This window comes from Hanstruepera marina (assembly GCF_019880635.1).
In the GTDB taxonomy this organism is placed as follows: Bacteria; Bacteroidota; Bacteroidia; order Flavobacteriales; family Flavobacteriaceae; genus Hanstruepera; species Hanstruepera marina.
This window is the reverse complement of sequence record NZ_JAINVX010000001.1, coordinates 715777-732963: the sequence shown is the minus strand read 5'-3', so window position 1 is coordinate 732963 and position 17187 is coordinate 715777. Positions and strand designations below refer to the sequence as shown.

Annotated in this window: 18 protein-coding genes; 13 read left to right on the top strand and 5 right to left on the bottom strand. The window is 35.5% G+C overall.

Features of this window, described 5'->3' with window-relative positions; translation table 11 throughout:
* The first annotated feature begins 105 nt into the window (after positions 1-105).
* The 9 genes from K7G76_RS03335 to K7G76_RS03295 all read left to right on the top strand — a co-directional run bounded on the left by K7G76_RS03335 (position 106) and on the right by K7G76_RS03295 (position 7571).
* A complete protein-coding gene (locus K7G76_RS03335; RefSeq protein WP_223032784.1) occupies positions 106-441 on the top strand; it encodes an arsenosugar biosynthesis-associated peroxidase-like protein in 336 nt (111 codons plus the stop codon).
* Positions 442-1494, top strand: a complete 1053-nt coding sequence (arsS, locus tag K7G76_RS03330; RefSeq protein WP_223032783.1) for an arsenosugar biosynthesis radical SAM (seleno)protein ArsS — start codon at positions 442-444, stop codon at positions 1492-1494.
* 35 nt (positions 1495-1529) lie between these two features.
* Entirely contained in the window at positions 1530-1991 is a 462-nt protein-coding gene (locus K7G76_RS03325; RefSeq protein WP_255572910.1) for a rhodanese-like domain-containing protein, read from the top strand.
* Complete coding sequence (locus K7G76_RS03320) at positions 1984-2598, top strand: TIGR04282 family arsenosugar biosynthesis glycosyltransferase (protein ID WP_223032781.1); 615 nt, start codon at positions 1984-1986, stop codon at positions 2596-2598. The genes K7G76_RS03325 and K7G76_RS03320 overlap by 8 nt, the downstream gene beginning before the upstream one ends.
* A complete protein-coding gene (locus tag K7G76_RS03315) occupies positions 2579-3391 on the top strand; it encodes a purine-nucleoside phosphorylase (RefSeq protein ID WP_223032780.1) in 813 nt (270 codons plus the stop codon). Before K7G76_RS03320 ends, K7G76_RS03315 begins: the two co-directional genes overlap by 20 nt.
* Before the next feature lie 4 nt (positions 3392-3395).
* Positions 3396-4367: an arsenosugar biosynthesis arsenite methyltransferase ArsM gene (arsM, locus tag K7G76_RS03310; protein ID WP_223032779.1), complete on the top strand. Its 972-nt coding sequence runs from the start codon at positions 3396-3398 to the stop codon at positions 4365-4367.
* 35 nt (positions 4368-4402) lie between these two features.
* On the top strand, positions 4403-5182 hold the full coding sequence (locus K7G76_RS03305) for a DUF547 domain-containing protein (protein WP_223032778.1): 780 nt from the start codon (positions 4403-4405) through the stop codon (positions 5180-5182).
* Positions 5175-5930: a TIGR04283 family arsenosugar biosynthesis glycosyltransferase gene (locus K7G76_RS03300; protein WP_223032777.1), complete on the top strand. Its 756-nt coding sequence runs from the start codon at positions 5175-5177 to the stop codon at positions 5928-5930. The genes K7G76_RS03305 and K7G76_RS03300 overlap by 8 nt, the downstream gene beginning before the upstream one ends.
* 114 nt (positions 5931-6044) lie before the next feature.
* Complete coding sequence (locus tag K7G76_RS03295) at positions 6045-7571, top strand: carboxypeptidase-like regulatory domain-containing protein (RefSeq protein WP_223032776.1); 1527 nt, start codon at positions 6045-6047, stop codon at positions 7569-7571.
* Here the strand turns inward: K7G76_RS03295 and K7G76_RS03290 are convergent.
* Positions 7568-8578, bottom strand: coding sequence for a glycoside hydrolase family 113 (locus tag K7G76_RS03290; protein ID WP_223032775.1), 1011 nt, complete (start codon positions 8576-8578; stop codon positions 7568-7570). The two genes, K7G76_RS03295 and K7G76_RS03290, sit on opposite strands and share 4 nt — an antisense overlap.
* 96 nt (positions 8579-8674) lie before the next feature.
* Between K7G76_RS03290 and K7G76_RS03285 the strand changes: the two genes are divergently transcribed.
* The 4 genes from K7G76_RS03285 to K7G76_RS03270 all read left to right on the top strand — a co-directional run bounded on the left by K7G76_RS03285 (position 8675) and on the right by K7G76_RS03270 (position 13836).
* Positions 8675-9985: an NAD(P)/FAD-dependent oxidoreductase gene (locus K7G76_RS03285; protein WP_223032774.1), complete on the top strand. Its 1311-nt coding sequence runs from the start codon at positions 8675-8677 to the stop codon at positions 9983-9985.
* Positions 9982-11574: a 4Fe-4S binding protein gene (locus tag K7G76_RS03280; protein ID WP_223032773.1), complete on the top strand. Its 1593-nt coding sequence runs from the start codon at positions 9982-9984 to the stop codon at positions 11572-11574. Before K7G76_RS03285 ends, K7G76_RS03280 begins: the two co-directional genes overlap by 4 nt.
* Before the next feature lie 88 nt (positions 11575-11662).
* Entirely contained in the window at positions 11663-12355 is a 693-nt protein-coding gene (locus tag K7G76_RS03275; protein WP_223032772.1) for a glycosyltransferase family 2 protein, read from the top strand.
* Positions 12352-13836 (top strand): cellulose synthase family protein, encoded by a 1485-nt coding sequence (locus K7G76_RS03270; RefSeq protein ID WP_223032771.1) that lies wholly within the window; start codon positions 12352-12354, stop codon positions 13834-13836. Before K7G76_RS03275 ends, K7G76_RS03270 begins: the two co-directional genes overlap by 4 nt.
* A gap of 61 nt (positions 13837-13897) precedes the next feature.
* Here K7G76_RS03270 and K7G76_RS03265 read toward each other — a convergent pair whose 3' ends face one another.
* From K7G76_RS03265 to K7G76_RS03250, 4 genes are all read right to left on the bottom strand, one after another.
* Positions 13898-14416, bottom strand: coding sequence for a RidA family protein (locus K7G76_RS03265; RefSeq protein ID WP_223032770.1), 519 nt, complete (start codon positions 14414-14416; stop codon positions 13898-13900).
* 173 nt (positions 14417-14589) lie between these two features.
* Positions 14590-15228, bottom strand: coding sequence for a hypothetical protein (locus tag K7G76_RS03260; RefSeq protein ID WP_223032769.1), 639 nt, complete (start codon positions 15226-15228; stop codon positions 14590-14592).
* 238 nt (positions 15229-15466) lie between these two features.
* Positions 15467-15856: a biotin/lipoyl-containing protein gene (locus K7G76_RS03255; protein WP_223032768.1), complete on the bottom strand. Its 390-nt coding sequence runs from the start codon at positions 15854-15856 to the stop codon at positions 15467-15469.
* Positions 15857-16079: 223 nt separating this feature from the next.
* Positions 16080-17090, bottom strand: a complete 1011-nt coding sequence (locus K7G76_RS03250; RefSeq protein WP_223032767.1) for a TlpA family protein disulfide reductase — start codon at positions 17088-17090, stop codon at positions 16080-16082.
* Positions 17091-17187 lie beyond the last annotated feature (97 nt).

Genomic DNA, 17187 nt, shown 5'->3' with positions numbered 1-17187 from the left:
ATGTTAATTAAACTGAAAATCTGCGGAATTTTATGTAATCTTTAGTATACAACTTCGACTTAAAGCTGTATATTTCATTTTTTCAAAAGTGAATAAACGTCAATTATGCAAAAAACCTATTACGATCCAGCGGATTTAAGAAAGTTCGGAAAAATATCAGATTGGAATGAAGAACTCGGCTCAAAATTTTTTGAATACTACAATTCAGTATTTAAAGAAGGACATCTTACCGAACGCGAAAAATCATTAATTGCTTTAGCTGTTGCTCACACCATACAATGCCCATATTGCATTGATGCTTACACAGGTGACGGGTTGCAACGTGGTATCACCAAAGAAGAAATGATGGAGGCCTTACATGTGGCTAGTGCGATTAGAGGTGGTGCGTCATTGGTTCATGGCGTGCAAATGATGAATAAAGTCAATAAATTGGATTTATAAATGCTGAAATCGCTCCATAAAAGACATAGTGAATTAGCCCAAAGTAAACGTCAGTTAGAAATCTTATCAAACGGCATCTTTCAAAATGGTGATTTGCCAAAATTTAAAGATAAAATTGCTGAAAGTAATCAATTTCCCTTACGAGCAAAAAAACTTGAAATCTTACAAATAAATGTGGGGTACATGTGCAATCAAGTTTGTGCGCATTGCCACGTTGATGCAGGTCCTGACCGTAAGGAAATTATGACCAAAGAGACCATGCTACAATGTTTAGAGGTTATAAAAAACACCAATGCCCATACACTCGACTTAACTGGAGGTGCCCCTGAAATGAACCCTAATTTTCGATGGTTTGTTGAAGAAGCTTCCAAAGCAGGCATTCAAGATTTTATAGTGCGTTCCAATCTTACCATTATTCGAGCTAATAAAAAATACCATGATTTACCCGAGTTTTTTAAAAAGCATAATATTCATGTGGTGAGTTCCATGCCACACTGGACAAAAGGGAAAACTGACAAACAACGTGGCGACGGTGTTTTTGACAAATCCATTCAAGCGCTTAAAGATTTAAATGCTGTTGGTTACGGTATGCCTGATAGTGAATTACGTTTAGATTTAGTTTACAATCCCTCTGGAGCTTTTTTACCTGGCAATCAAACGGCTTTGGAAAAAGACTTTAAAAAAGCATTATGGGATGATTTTGAAATACAATTTCATAATTTATTAGCTATAACTAACCTGCCCATAAGCCGATTTTTGGATTATTTAATTGCTTCAGAAAATTACGAAGACTACATGTATGCTTTAGTTGAAGCTTATAATCCCAATGCTGTAAAAAACGTGATGTGTACCAATACCCTTTCAGTGAGTTGGGATGGCTATTTATATGATTGTGATTTTAACCAAATGCTAAACTTACCTATAAATAGTAAAGTCAAGCACATTTCGGAATATAATTCTGAAACAATTGAGAGTCGCTCAATTGTTATTTCTCAACACTGCTACGGATGTACTGCTGGTGCAGGAAGTAGTTGCCAAGGAAGTGTTACATAATGTACAAATTATTAAAATATATATTATTCTTAGTCATGATTCCCAGCGTAAGCCATGCGCAGGAATCATTATCCGATTTGCTGAAAAAGCACAATACCCGTTCGGTTCCCTACATGTCAGTTCAGGAATTGGCCATGCCCAAAACAAAAGCTGTAATTCTAGATGCCAGAGAGCAAAAAGAGTATGATGTTAGCTATATAAAAGATGCTATTCATGTAGGTTACAATACGTTTAGTATTGAAAATGTTGAAAATTTAATTCCAAATAAAAACGAACAAATTGTAGTGTATTGCTCCTTGGGAATTCGTTCTGAAGACATTGCAGAACAATTACAAAAGTTAGGTTACACCAACGTTTATAATCTGTATGGTGGTATTTTTGAATGGAAAAACAGTAACTTCCCTATTTATAACAAGCAAGGAAAAACTAATAAAATTCATGGCTTTTCAAAAGAATGGAGCAAATGGTTAACTAAAGGCGAATGTGTTTATGAGTGACAATCTAGTCATCGTTTTTGTGAAAAACATAAAATTAGGTAAAGTAAAAACACGATTGGCAAAAACCATTGGTGACCAAGAAGCCTTTGAAGTATATAAACTGCTGGTTAAAAAAACCGAAAAAGCTACACAAAATCTTTTAGTTGATACGCACATCTATTTTTCTGATGCTGTAATCGTTACAAAATGGCCAAATACTTATAAAACGGTTCAGAAAGGAAATGATTTGGGCGAACGCATGAAAAACGCTTTTAAAGATGGTTTTGAAAAAGGCTATAAAAACATTGTACTTATAGGTTCTGACTTACCTGACATTTCAGAAGTTATCATAAATCAAGCCTTTGAATCATTGAAAACTCACGACACAGTTTTTGGACCAGCTGAAGATGGTGGTTACTATTTGGTTGGCATAAAAAACCTAAATCATACTATTTTTGACAACAAACCTTGGAGTGATTCCAACCTACTTAACAAAACCATTGAAGAATTAAATTCCTCTGCTATTTCAATTGGTTTATTACAAACATTAAACGATATTGATACCTTTGAGGATTTAAAGACCTCATCAATTTATAACACGTATTTACATGATAAAATTCATAACTGAAACAACAGAATATTTACAAAATAAAGGATTTGAAAGCCCAGAAATTGGTATCATTCTCGGAACGGGTTTGGGAAAACTATTGGATGAAGTAGAGATTCTGTCCGAAGTTAGCTATAACCATATTCCAAATTTCCCAACAGCTACGGTCGAGTTCCATAAAGGCAAATTAATTTATGGGGTAATTGAAGGCAAAAAGGCAGTAATTATGCAAGGCCGTTTTCATGTTTACGAAGGCTACTCTCTGCAAGATGTGACCTTCCCAGTACGCATAATGGAAAAATTAGGTATAAAAACTTTATTGGTTTCCAACGCCTCTGGAGCGATCAATTTGAACTTTAAAAAGGGAGAACTCATGTTGATTGACGACCATATTAACCTTCAAGGCAGTTCGCCATTGGCATTTAAAGGGGTTGAATTTCTTGGTGAACGTTTCACGGATATGAGTGAACCCTATGATGCCGAAATTAATGCTAATTTTGAAGCCATTGCCAAAGCGCAAGGCATTACCCTACATAAAGGGGTTTATGCCAGTGTGGTTGGTCCGCAATTGGAAACACGAGCGGAATATAGGATGCTCAAAACCATGGGTGCCGATGCTGTTGGCATGAGCACGGTTCCAGAGATTATTGTTGCCAACCATTTAAAATTAAAGGCAGCAGCCGTGTCAGTTTTAACCGATGAGTGCGACCCAGATAATCTAAAACCTGTTGATATATCTGAAATTATTGAAATGGCAGGCCAAGCAGAACCACAAATGATAACGCTTTTCAAAGAACTAATTAAATCACTTTAAATACATGAGCAACTACCTTGACACCACCCTTGATGTTTATAAAGAAGCAGCACTAACTCCAGATGTCGGTTTATGCTGTACAACTAATCCCATTTGGGAACTACCAGGGTTGAAAATTCCAAAAATCATGCAGGAAATGAACTACGGCTGCGGCAGTACGGTACATGCTCGCGATTTAACCAACAGCCCTAAAATGCTTTATGTTGGCGTTGGAGGTGGTATGGAATTATTACAGTTTGCCTATTTCAATCGTAAAAAACATGGTGTGGTTGGTATTGATATGGTGGATGAAATGCTAGAAGCCTCGCACAATAATTTTAAAGAAGCTGAAGCCATGAATCCTTGGTTTAAAAGCGAGTTTGTGAATTTAAAAAAAGGAAATGCCTTAAATCTTCCTGTAGAAGATAACAGTATTGATGTAGCAGCACAAAACTGCTTGTTTAATATTTTTAAAACGGATGATCTTAAAAAGGCCATTTCAGAAATGTACCGTGTTTTAAAACCACATGGGCGCTTGGTCATGAGTGATCCTACATGTGAACAACCCATGAACGATACCCTAAGAAATGATGAACGGCTGCGCGCTTTGTGTTTAAGTGGAAGTTTACCTATAGTAGAGTATGTTAAAATGCTGACTGATGCTGGTTTTGGAACCATTGAAATTCGTGCTAGAAAACCTTATAGAATTTTGGATCCAAAGCATTATCCAACAGATGAGTTGATTTACATTGAATCCATTGAAGTTGCTGCAATAAAAGACCCAATACCAGCCGATGGGCCTTGTATATTTACTGGAAAAGCGGCTATTTATTTCGGTGATGATGATTATTTTGACGATAAGGCTGGACATGTTTTATTGAAAAATCAACCTTTGGCCATATGTGATAAAACAGCCAATGCTTTAGCATCTTTAAATAGGGATGATATATTTATTAGCGAATCTACCTTCCATTATGATGGTGGTGGCTGTTGCTAATTAGAGGTTGGAATAGTTATTGAACTCTAAACGGTATGAAAAAAATTGTTTTAACACTTTATATTGGGGTCATAATTTCAGGTATTCTGACCAATACCTTTGCTCAAGATACACCTGCCAATAAAACATCCCATCAAAAACTTTCAAGTCGTTTTTTTACCATTGACTCATTGCATAATTTATGGGATGAGTTATTACAAGAACATGTATCGCATGATGGTAAAGTAAACTATTCGTCATTTAAAAATGATCGTGAAGCAATATTAAATTATATTAATGTATTAACATTACTATCATCAAAAGATGAGTTTAAAGCTCTTTCCAAAAATGATAAATTAGCCTATTGGATAAATGCTTACAATGCTTTAACCGTAGATTTAATCATTCGAAATTACCCAGTAAAAAGCATCAAGGACATTAAAGACCCGTGGAATCAAAAATTTTACACCTTCAATGGCGAGCAATTATCCTTAAACCAAATTGAACATGATATCTTGCGTAAAATGGATGAACCTAGAATTCACTTTGCTATTGTTTGTGCGTCTCAATCATGCCCCAAACTGTCTAACGAAGCCTATATTGCAGATAAACTAGAGCAACAACTCACCGATGCCACAAAAGACTTCTTAAATGACAAGGCAAAGAATAAAATCACCAATAACGATTTAGAACTTTCCAAAATATTCAAATGGTTCGCAAAAGATTTCAAACAAAATGGTAGTCTGATTGACTTTCTAAATCAGTATGCAGAAGTAAACATCTCTGAGGACGCTAAAATCAAATATAGGGACTACAATTGGGATTTAAATGACTAATCAGTTATCCATAATCATACCCGTTCTAAATGAAGCTGAAAACATCAAGTCATTATTAAACCATCTCTTTGAAAACGCAACACCAAAAAACATAGCCGAAATCATAATTGTTGATGGTGGCAGTACCGATGAAACCCTTGAAAAAATAAAATTGTTCGTCACTTCAAGTGATTTTGAATATTGTGAAAAAGTGTGTCAAGAAGATGAGCCTAAAATCGATATCAAACTACATCACTCCAAAAAAGGCAGAGCCAAACAAATGAACTTAGGCGCCAAATATGCCACAGGCAACATACTCTATTTTCTTCATGCCGATTCATTTCCACCAAAGAACTTTGACGCTCATATCATAAATGAAATAGAAAATGGCAATCCAGCGGGTTGTTTTCGCTTGCAATTCGACAGTAAGCATTGGTGGCTACAACTAGCCAGTTGGCTCACCCAATTTTCATGGCGTGCTTGCAGAGGTGGTGACCAAAGTCAGTTTATTACCAAAAAACTATTTAATGATATTGGTGGTTATGACGAGAATTATACCATCTACGAGGATAACATGCTTATAAATGCGTTATACACCAGAAAACAGTTCAAGGTAATCAACAAAAAAATCAAAACCTCTGCCAGACTCTACCAAACGCATGGTATCTGGAAACTACAATATCACTTTTGGACTATCTATGTTAAAAAATGGTTTGGTGCTTCAGCAGATGAACTTTATGGTTACTACAAAAAGCACATTGCATTGTAACAAAACCTGTTCCTTATTCGTCTGTTAAAAATAAGATAAATCTCACTTAATAAATAGCTAAATTTAACCATCAATCAATTGAAAAAGAATATTTTCGAGCCAAAACCAATTAACATGAAGCTAACCAAAGTAATTTTTTCTTTCCTATGTATTGTTTCTACATCGTTGTTTTCGCAACGGTCAATTTCGGCTAAAATCATTGATTCTACAGCTAGAACGCCAATTCCATTTGCTACAATTGCTATAGACGACAACACCGGAGTTATCAGCAATGATTTAGGAGAATTCAACATCACTATTGATAAAAAAATCACGGCAAAAGATTCCCTTTTTATCAGTTGTCTCGGTTACGAAAAAAAACGTATCGCTATTGAAAATTTCACAGATAGCCTAATTGTGCTACGAACCAAAGCTATAGATTTAAGTGAAGTTTTAATTACAAATAAGAACTATACCATTAAAGAAATTCTGGAAAAAATTAAAGCCAATTTAGCAGACAATTATGATTTAGACTATCATAAAAGAAAGCTGTTTTACCGAGAATCCTTTTATACCAATCTTATAAAAGGCGATGTTAAGGTTAAAAAGACTACTATCCCAGAATTTAACCAACCGTTTATAGACAGCGTCATGCAATCCATTCCGAAAAACACGGACGACCACACCGAGATATTAGGAGAACTGTATGGCAAAATAGAGGCTTCGTCACCACAAAAAATGGAGATTTTTAAAGCCTCACATTTATACGACAAAAAGAATGAAATTACTTTCGAAAATTACGAGAAACGATTTAACGACATGATTAAAAAACATGTTAAGCGAGACTCCTACTTTAAAATTAAATCGGGTTGGTTTGGCACCAAAGAAGAAATAGACTCATCCTTTTTTGATGAAAAACAAGTGGAAAAAGAAACCGCCGAGTTTATTGAAGAAAAAAAGGAACGCGAAAAAAAACGCAAGGAAAACTTTTTAAAATATAGAAAAAGAAACATTCACGGCTTTGAAAACAACACCTTTCTTAAAGAAGACACCGATTTAAACTTTATTGAAAAATCCAATCGCTATGAATTTACGCTTTTAGACTTTGCTTATTTGAATGACGAGTTTGTTTACACCATTACATTCAAGCCAAAACGCAAAGAAGACTATAAAGGAACACTCTACGTAAACACGGACGACTTTGCCATAGTTCGTGTTGATTATGAAAATGTAAAACCTTTAAGAAAGTTTAATCTACTGGGCGTATCATACAGGGAATATCTTAAAAAAGGCACCATTATCTATATTAAAAACGATAAAGATAAATACACCCTTAAATATGCCGATAGTGAATTTGGTGAACGCTTTGGTATTGACAGGCCCTTAAAAATTATTGAAAAGAACAAACACGTTAAAGGCCGTAGAAAACAAAATGAAATAGCAACAAACATTCATTTTATAATCAATAATACCACAAAAAAAGAACTCATAGTTTTTGAGTCTAATCCAATCTCTGAAAACGAGTACAATAGTTTTACAGAGACACCTAATGTTACGCCAACCTATCTCCCAAAATACGATCCCGAGTTTTGGAAAGGCTATAATATTATTGAACCCAATCAGGCCATAAAGGATTTTAAAATTATTGATGCCGAGGACTAACGGTGTAGCTTGTAGTGTGATTTTATAACGGACTCCACAGGTTTATTTTGTGGTGTATATTGGCTGTTTTCATTACCACCAACTGTGTCGTGGCTATGAAACCATTTCCAAACAAAACCACCTGAAAACCAAGGCTCATGCCAAAACACATCATACAAGGCTTGTGTGGCATGTTTTTGAGCCTCCAAATTAACCTGTGTCATATTTCGGTCACTTTTCCACGGTTCTTTTGCTGAATAATCTACACTTCTATAGCCATATTCGGTAAACACAACAGGCTTATTTATCGAATCGGCGTACTTTTTAATAATGGGCTTATGCGCATCCCAGCCTCTAATGCAATCTTCAACAGATGGCGTTCGATTATCACTAATGGGAAAATAAGCATCAATACCTATAAAGTCCAATTCACGCCAAAACGGTGTCCGTTTAAACTCATCCCAATTAGCGGCATAGGTGAGTTTCCCATTATAAGTCGTTCTAACTTTTTTTATTAAATCAAACCAAAAATCGGGTCTGTTCTTAATAAAAAAATCAAGCTCTGTACCGATACAAAATATTTCAACATGTAATTCTTGAGCCAAATGGGCATATTCCAAAATGTATTTTGAATACGTATCTTCTAAAGTTTTCCAATCGGTTTCATTTTGCATTTCAATAAAACCTGTGTAAGCACCATGCCAAACCCACAACTGTGGTTTCAGCATTATTTTAATATCATGTTCCCGTATGGACTCAATGTACTGCTTTGCTCCTGCTAGCGTCTCTCCAAACCATTGCCGTTCTGAATTAAAAAAAATTTCTGGATGCTCCAAATCCTGAATAAACCCAAAAGGCATTATGGCGGCATAGTTCGCATGTATACGTACCATAGGGTTGGTATGCGAAGAATCAATAGGGACGCCCGAAGCCACAAAACTAACACCATTAATCTTTGGGCTATCTGCTGGGCGCATTGAACACCCAACAATTACAAAAAAAAGAACAAGACCAAAAAGAAAGCGCATAAATGTTAATTTATCCCTAAATTTAAACAAACTCAAGTTTAAGGAATAAGGTTTTAACATTTCCTTCGACCTAAAGCAAACCAACAAAGCAATTATATGGAACATGTCGTTATTATTGGTAATGGAATTTCTGGTGTTACAGCCGCTCGACATATTAGAAAACTATCCGATAAAAAAATAACACTGGTTTCAGCAGAATCTGATTTTTTCTTCTCAAGAACAGCACTTATGTATATTTACATGGGACACATGTCGTTTGAAAATACCAAACCTTATGAAGATTGGTTTTGGAAAAAGAACCGAATCAATTTAAAAAAAGGCTTTGTCAACCAAATTAACACCTCGTCCAAAACCCTCCACTTTTCTGATGGCGACACAATCACTTATGATAAATTAATAATTGCAACAGGTAGTAAACCCAACAAATTTGGATGGCCAGGACAAGATTTAAACGGTGTTCAGGGCTTGTATAGTAAACAGGATTTAGAAAATTTAGAAGTTTATGCACCTGACAACAAAACCTGTAAGCGAGCGGTAATTGTTGGTGGTGGGTTAATTGGTGTTGAACTGGCTGAAATGCTTCATTCGCGAGACATTCCAGTAACGTTTTTAGTCCGCGAAAGCAGTTTTTGGAATGGTGTTCTGCCCAAAGGCGAATCAGCAATGATTAATCGTGAAATTCAACGAAATGGCATAGATTTAAGATTATCCAGTAGCTTAAAGGAAATCCTTTCGGATGACAAGGGTAAAGTAAAAGCCATAGTAATTAAAGAAACCAACGAAGAAATCCCATGTGATTTTGTGGGTTTGACTGCTGGTGTAACACCCAATATTTCCTTTCTTAAAAATTCTGGAATTCAAATCAACAAAGGGGTTTTGGTCAATCGGTATTTAGAAACCAACATGACTGATGTTTACGCTATTGGGGATTGTGCGGAACAACGCGATCCCATTGGAAACAGAAAAACCATTGAAGCGGTTTGGTACACGGGTAGGATGATGGGCGAAACCATTGCCCAAACCATTTGTGGTAATCGCATTCCATATAAACCAGGTCATTGGTTTAATTCCGCCAAGTTTTTTGATATTGAGTACCAAACCTATGGCTGGGTTCATGGCAAAAAAGGCAAACCCGATTATGAGCAACATTTTCATTGGATTCATAAAGACGATAATAAATGTATTACTATAGCCTACCATAAAGACACCCAAATATTTTTAGGCATAAACACCTTTGGAGTACGCCTGCGCCATGACATTTGTGACAAATGGTTAACCGAAAAACGAACAACAGATTATGTTGTTCAACATTTAAAACAAGCCAACTTTGATCCTGAATTTTACACACATTATGAAAGCGACATACAAAAGGCATATCAAAACACTTTTCAAACTATCGAGTCATGAGCAACAAACTAAATTACAGCATGTCCATTGCCAAACCCGATGCCTATAAAAATTCAACAAGGCAGAAAGCACTTATAGCTACTGGTATAATTGGCCTATTTGTTTTGGTATTAAGCCTGTTTAATTTCGAGTCGTTTTCGGCATTAACACTTACTGCGTCCTTAACATTAATAGTCGTAAGTATTTGTGGCTTTGCTGCCGATAGGTATTTATCCAAACCCGCTGGTATTAAAAATAATGGCGTATGGTTTAAGTCCATTTCATCAAAAGGGTTTTACGGTTGGCTTACAGGTTTGGTGTTAACGCTGTTTTATATTGTGTTGTATTTTTATCCACATTTTTTGGGTCTAGGAGGTAAAGGCAAAGCCAATTCTGGTTTGGTGGCTTTCTTCGATCCTTTAAGCCAGTTATTAAATGGTAATCCTGCAAGTCAATGGTTTGTATATGGCACGCTTTACACCATAGCTATTTTAGCATTTGGTTATAAGTTTCTGCTCAAATACCGCCATAACCGTTACGAGAGGTTGCGCACCTACTCCGTCATGTTTTTCCAACTGGCTTTCGCCTTTTTAATTCCTGAATTTATGGCACGGCTAAATTCTGATAGTTTTAGTCTGCCTTATTACGATTTAAAAAACATCTGGCCTTTAAACTATTATAATTTTGAACAATATCGTGTCGATTCATTTATTAGTGCAGGCGATATTGGCCTGGCTTTATTAATATTTGGTGTGGTTTCCATTTTTGTAATCACACCTATTCTAACCTATAAATATGGAAAACGTTGGTATTGCTCATGGGTATGTGGTTGCGGCGGATTGGCCGAAACCGCAGGCGATCCCTTTAGGCATTTAAGCGATAAGCGTCAAATGGCTTGGAAAATTGAACGTTGGGTAATTCACAGTGTACTGGTTTTTGTAGTGCTTATGACTACAGCTGTTATCCACTCATATTTAGGCGATGACACAAGTACATATTGGCTGACAAAAGGCACGTTTTTAATAATGGTAACTGGGTTTTTATCCCTCATTTTTATTCTAACCATGGTTTTTAAACGTCACGAATTGGGTAAGGATGCGCGCTATGGTGCTATAGGTTATGTCGTGATTATTACAGCACTTATAGGCATGCACTATTTTTCAGGCTCCAATCTGTTTTTGTTTGAAGCCGAAACCTTGCGCAGCACGTATGGGTTTCTTATTGGTGCCATATTTTCCGGTGTAATTGGCACGGGCTTTTACCCTATTTTTGGCAGTCGGGTCTGGTGTCGATTTGGTTGCCCCATGGCCGCCATTTTAGGGTTTCAACAACGTCTATTTTCAAGGTTCAGAATTACAACAAATGGCGGACAATGTATTTCCTGTGGCAACTGCTCTACCTACTGCGAGATGGGAATTGATGTAAGAGCCTATGCCCAAAAAGGCGAAAACATTGTGCGCTCCAGTTGCGTGGGTTGTGGCATTTGTTCGGCGGTATGCCCAAGGGGTGTTCTAAAACTGGAAAACAATAGTATAAAGGGCCGTATAAACCCTAACGAGATTCTACTCGGTAATGATGTGGATTTAATGGATTTGGTAAATCAGAAATAAATCAATAGCCCTTTGTCATGCTGAACTTGTCAAAGCACCTAAAAACCCTAAAACATTTGTACTTTTGCCACGCACTAAATAATCTGCAATGCCCATTATAAAAGTTATCATTCCCGCGTTTAACGAAGCAGATTCCATTGCACATGTTATACACGACATCCCTAAATTCGTGGATGAAATTATTGTGGTGAGCAATAACTCCAGTGATGATACCGAAAAAAATGCCAAACTAGCAGGCGCAACGGTGCTAACCGAAAACCAAAAAGGCTATGGTTATGCCTGCTTAAAAGGTATGGCTTACTTGGCTGAACAAGCCATAACACCAGATATCGTAGTATTTTTAGATGGCGATTATAGCGATTACCCTGAAGAAATGACTAAAATCGTTCAGCCCATAACAGAAAACAAGGTCGATTTTGTAATTGGTGCTCGGGTAAAACGACTACGAGAAAAGGGTTCCATGACAGGGCCGCAAATTTTTGGAAATGGGTTGGCAACCAAACTAATGACATACCTGTTTGGTTCAACGTTTACAGATTTAGGGCCATTTCGTGCTATTAAATACCAAAAATTGTTAGCCTTAAACATGGAAGACAAAACCTACGGTTGGACAGTAGAAATGCAATTAAAAGTATTAAAGCAAAACATGACCTACTTGGAAGTTCCAGTAAAGTATAGAAACCGTATTGGGGTTTCAAAAGTTTCCGGAACACTTAAAGGGGCTGTTATGGCAGGGATTAAAATATTGGGTTGGATTTTTAAATACGGATTTAAAAAATGATTTTAGAAACCGCCATCATCATTGTTTATACGGTAGCTTTGTTGCTCATATTTGTATATGCTTTAGCGCAATTAAACCTAATGCTGAATTACCTATCAGCATCAAAACATAAGAATCCAGAACCACAATTCGATTTTTCAAACCCTGATGAAATTCCTTATGTCACCATACAGTTACCGGTTTATAACGAGTTGTACGTCATGGATAGGTTATTGGATAATATTTCAAAAATCGATTATCCTAACAACAAATTGGAAATTCAGGTTTTAGACGATTCGACTGACGAGTCCCTACATAAAACCGCATTAAAGGTAAAAGAGCTGCAACAAAACGGTTTAGATATTAAACATATTCACCGTACAAACCGAAAAGGGTTTAAGGCTGGCGCATTACGGTCGGGTTTAAAAACAGCCAAAGGCGAATTTATAGCGGTTTTTGATGCCGATTTTATGCCGAAAAGCTGTTGGTTAAAACAAACCATTCCGTTTTTTAAGGATAAAAACATCGGTGTGGTACAAACCCGTTGGGGTCATCTTAATCGTAACTACTCCATATTAACCAAAATTCAGGCATTCGCGCTAGATGCTCATTTTACCTTAGAACAAACAGGTCGTAACAGCAAAGGCCATTTTATAAACTTTAATGGCACCGCAGGAGTCTGGCGAAAAACCTGCATTCTAGATGCTGGCAATTGGGAAGGCGATACCTTAACCGAAGATCTGGACCTAAGCTACAGAGCCCAACTCAACCGTTGGAAATTTAAATATTTAGAGCATGTTGAAACTCCTGCCGAACTACCTGTAGTTATTAGTGCTGCCCGTTCGCAACAATTTAGATGGAATAAAGGTGGGGCCGAAAATTTTCAGAAAATGATGCTACGTATTGTAAACAACAAGCATATCTCCTTAAAAACAAAACTTCACGGCCTATTGCATTTATTGAACAGCACCATGTTCTTAAACATTTTAATTGTGGCTGTGTTAAGTATCCCTATGTTGTATATAAAACATCAAAACCAGCAGCTAAAACTGTATTTTTATGTGATGAGCTTTTTTGTGGTAAGCACGGTAATTTTCTTTATCTGTTATTGGGTGATGTACAAACGTATGTACGGTTCAAAAGTTAAAGATTTTGTGCAGTACCTGGTTATGTTTTTTACCTTCTTCTCCATAGCTATGGGCTTTTCATTACACAACTCCATTGCCGTAATTGAAGGCCATTTGGGGAAACGCAGCGACTTTATACGCACCCCTAAATTTAATATCAATACCATAACCGATTCTTGGAAAGACAACAAATACCTAAAACGCACCCTATCCTTCCAAGTCGTTTTAGAAGGCTTGCTTATGGGTTATTTTGCCTTTGGTATGTACTCGGCTTTTGTAGTGGGTAATGGCGATTTTGGGCTCTTCCCCTTTCACCTGATGCTGTTTTTAGGTTTTGGGTATGTGTTTGTTAAGTCGGTGTTTACTCGAGCTTAACGGTTTTATAAATAAGTTCCTACTAGTAATTAGCTATACACGTTGTTGTGCGTTCGTACTTTTATTCAGACTTATGTACTTCCATTTCGATTTCAACCATAAATTCAGGAAGTGCTAACCCCTTAACTTCAAGCCAAGTGCCAGTTGGAAAACCATTTTTATAAATTTCAGCACGATATGCTGATTTTTCCAGCATTTGGGCCATATCAGTTGTGAAAATGTCTTCTTTTATAACATCGTCAAATGTGCAACCAAAGTGTTTTAATATTTTTTCTAAATCAGCATAACAGTTTTTAATCTGTTGTTCTAAATCACCAACAGCAGTCGGATTACCTTGGTCATCCATACTTACTGCACCAGAAATTTTAATGCTATTCCCAATTTTCACAGCGTGGGAATATCCATAAGCCTTTTCCACTTCTGGCCTTAACTGAAAATATTCAGGTTTTTCGGGTTCAACAATCACTTCTTTTTCAACTTCTTTCGTTTCTTCTTTTTGTTTTTGTTCACAATTTTGTAATCCAAAAATCAATACACAAAGTGTTGCGATAAAAGTCAGTCGTTTGGTTGTTTTTTTCATAATTCTGATGGTTTAGTGCCTACATTGGTCGGTTTTCGGCTTTCCCGTTTTTATCATCCGTTTCGTTTTTCAGCATGACACAAAACGGTTTGTATTTGGTTTTTCGTAGGTTTGGTCACTAATTTAGCAAATAAAACTGGCAACGAACTATAGCCGTTGTTGAATGTATTCTTTTATAACGTTTTTAATTTCTCAAGAGTTTTATTCTCTTTTATAATCAGATTTTTCTTTTGTGTAAAGAACTTATTTATTTCAGCTTTTATATCATTTTTAAATAAGTTCACATCTTTTTTCAGAGCAGACAAATTAGTTTCTATAATATCTAAATCGTCCGAAAACTCTTTTTTTAATTTTTCAATCGTTTCCTGATTTCCTCTAATTTTATTCCAGTTGCTCAATGTTAATTCAAGTGTATCACTATGAAGACAAGCTTTTACTGTTTTTGGATTAATTGAATTTGGAGAATAGTTAAACAATTCTTCGTTTCCAACGAAGCTAACTAGGTGATTAACTTGTTCAATTTCGTACTCTTCATTTGGGTCAACTTTTATGTTTTTAGGAAATCGATGACCACTGATTTTATGATTAGTTATTGAAGATGAAATAGTTTCTTTATTCAAAGTTGGAACTTTTAATGTTACTAAATCGAATTTATATAATATTTTATCTGTTTCTTTATTTATGTCAGCGTTTAAGATGTAAATGTCGTTGTATTTCTCAATTTTTTTTAAAATGGACTCTCTTATTTTGCTCAAATAAGATTCAATTTTATATTCTTTAAAAAGTTCAGATTGTCGGTTTTTGATATACATTTTTTATTTCAGATTTAGATTTGTTCAAATTACGTACAACGGTCTTGTGTATAAAACGTAGCTTAAAAATAAACGCTAACTTTTCGGATTTAGCACGAGCCGAATTTTTAATTTTTATGTTTAATTTTCTTTTATAAATATAACCAAATTAAAAATTTGGCGTACTTTTTAAATATACAAAAACCTCTCGGAAAGCCAATAATAGCTATGTTTTATACACATTGTTGTAGCTAGTTTTTTAAATCCCCTCAATTTTAAAAATTTCTATTCCTTTTGCTAACTGTTGATTCAGTCTACAAGTTGATACTATTTTTCCACTGTAAAAAGTTTCAAATTCCATCGTAATATTTTCGTTTTCTATCTCACAAATGATGTCTCCAATTTTAACAATATCTCCTGGCTTAACATACCACTTTGTCAAAACCAGTCCTTTTTGATTTCCTAGTTCAGGCGAAAAGATGGATTCGACTTTTCCCTTTTCCAATTTAAAATCTGATTCAATTGGGACAGTTACATTTTTCTCAATCTCTTCTTTAGTCCTGAAATTCGGATTGCTTTTTAAATCATTTATAATCTCATTCCGTTTTTTGTCGGAAAGAAATAGTTTTCGGATTATAGATTTTATCATTTGTAAGGTTAAATTAGCTACAACGGTTGGTGTAACCGTCAGTTACGGGTTAAAGTTAATGGATTTTGGTTAAGAACTGGTGTTAGCAAATCGAAGATTCGGCGTAGCCAATTCCGAGTGGATCCGCTTGAGCCTGCCCTGAGCTTATCGAAGGGTAGTCGAATCCGCCGACACGAGCGCAGCGACTGGCGAAGCAAATACAGCTATACATTATTAAGCAGAGTTATTTAATTTCGAGTTTACTTTTTATGTCAGACAAAGAATTTGTATAGGTAACAATCTTATTAGCTTTATCGAGCAATATATAAGTCGGAAAAATCCTAATCGCTAAATTATCTGTTAGTCCGTTTATCTCTTTTTCAATATAATTCGTCCAGGGAAGATTATTTGCGTCCAGATATTCTTTCCAAGTTTCTATTCTATTTCCTTGGTCGCTCGATAAACTGACAACTTTAACTCTACTCTGTTTAAAGCTTTCTGTTAATGTTTTCATTTCTAGATGGTCTTTTATGCATGGTGGGCAGGCTGTATGCCAAAAGTCAAGCAAGACATATTCATTTTCCTCAATAGATATTTTTTGTTCTTTATTGTTATGGTCTAAAAATGTAAAATCAGATAGTTTGATGTTACCACTATTCAGTTTTGATTTCAACGTTTCAATTAGCAACCCTGAAGTGTAATGATTTTTCAAGCTTTCTGGTTGAGAATTTAATATACTCATCAGTTGAGCAAGCACTTCTTGATTGCTCTGATTTTTAAACATAATATTTAATCCAATTATATATGAGAAAGGATTATCAATGTTTTCGTTAAGTTGTTCAAATAAAAACTTACTTATTTCTTCGTCAGTTGCATTTGTTGCGTTAAGTCTTTCAAACCCATTATAGTATTCAGCAATTTTATCAAAAATTTCAGATCCTACTACATTTATATTCAGGGATTTTGACTCTAAAGTTATTTTAATATCAAAGGTCCCTTGGTCAAGCCATATTCGTTTTTCATATAAACTGTCGGGTGTCTTAACCTTAAAAAAGTATTCCTCTGTCAATTCATTTTTAAAATCCAGATGGGTTTTTTCACTGAAATCATACTCTAAATTACCTCTGAAATTACTAAAGTAAATAGATTCAATTTTTTCGTCTGAATCAATATCGATAAACAAATCCAACTTATCATCTTGACTAAATGAGAATTGAATTAAAAAGAAAAAGATTAGGTTTAAAGTAATTTTCATGTCTATTGGTTTTGGATTTAGTGTTGCCTAATGGTTAGTATAACCGTCAGTTACGGATTAAATTAGCGATTATTTTCTGATAAAACACAGACTTTAG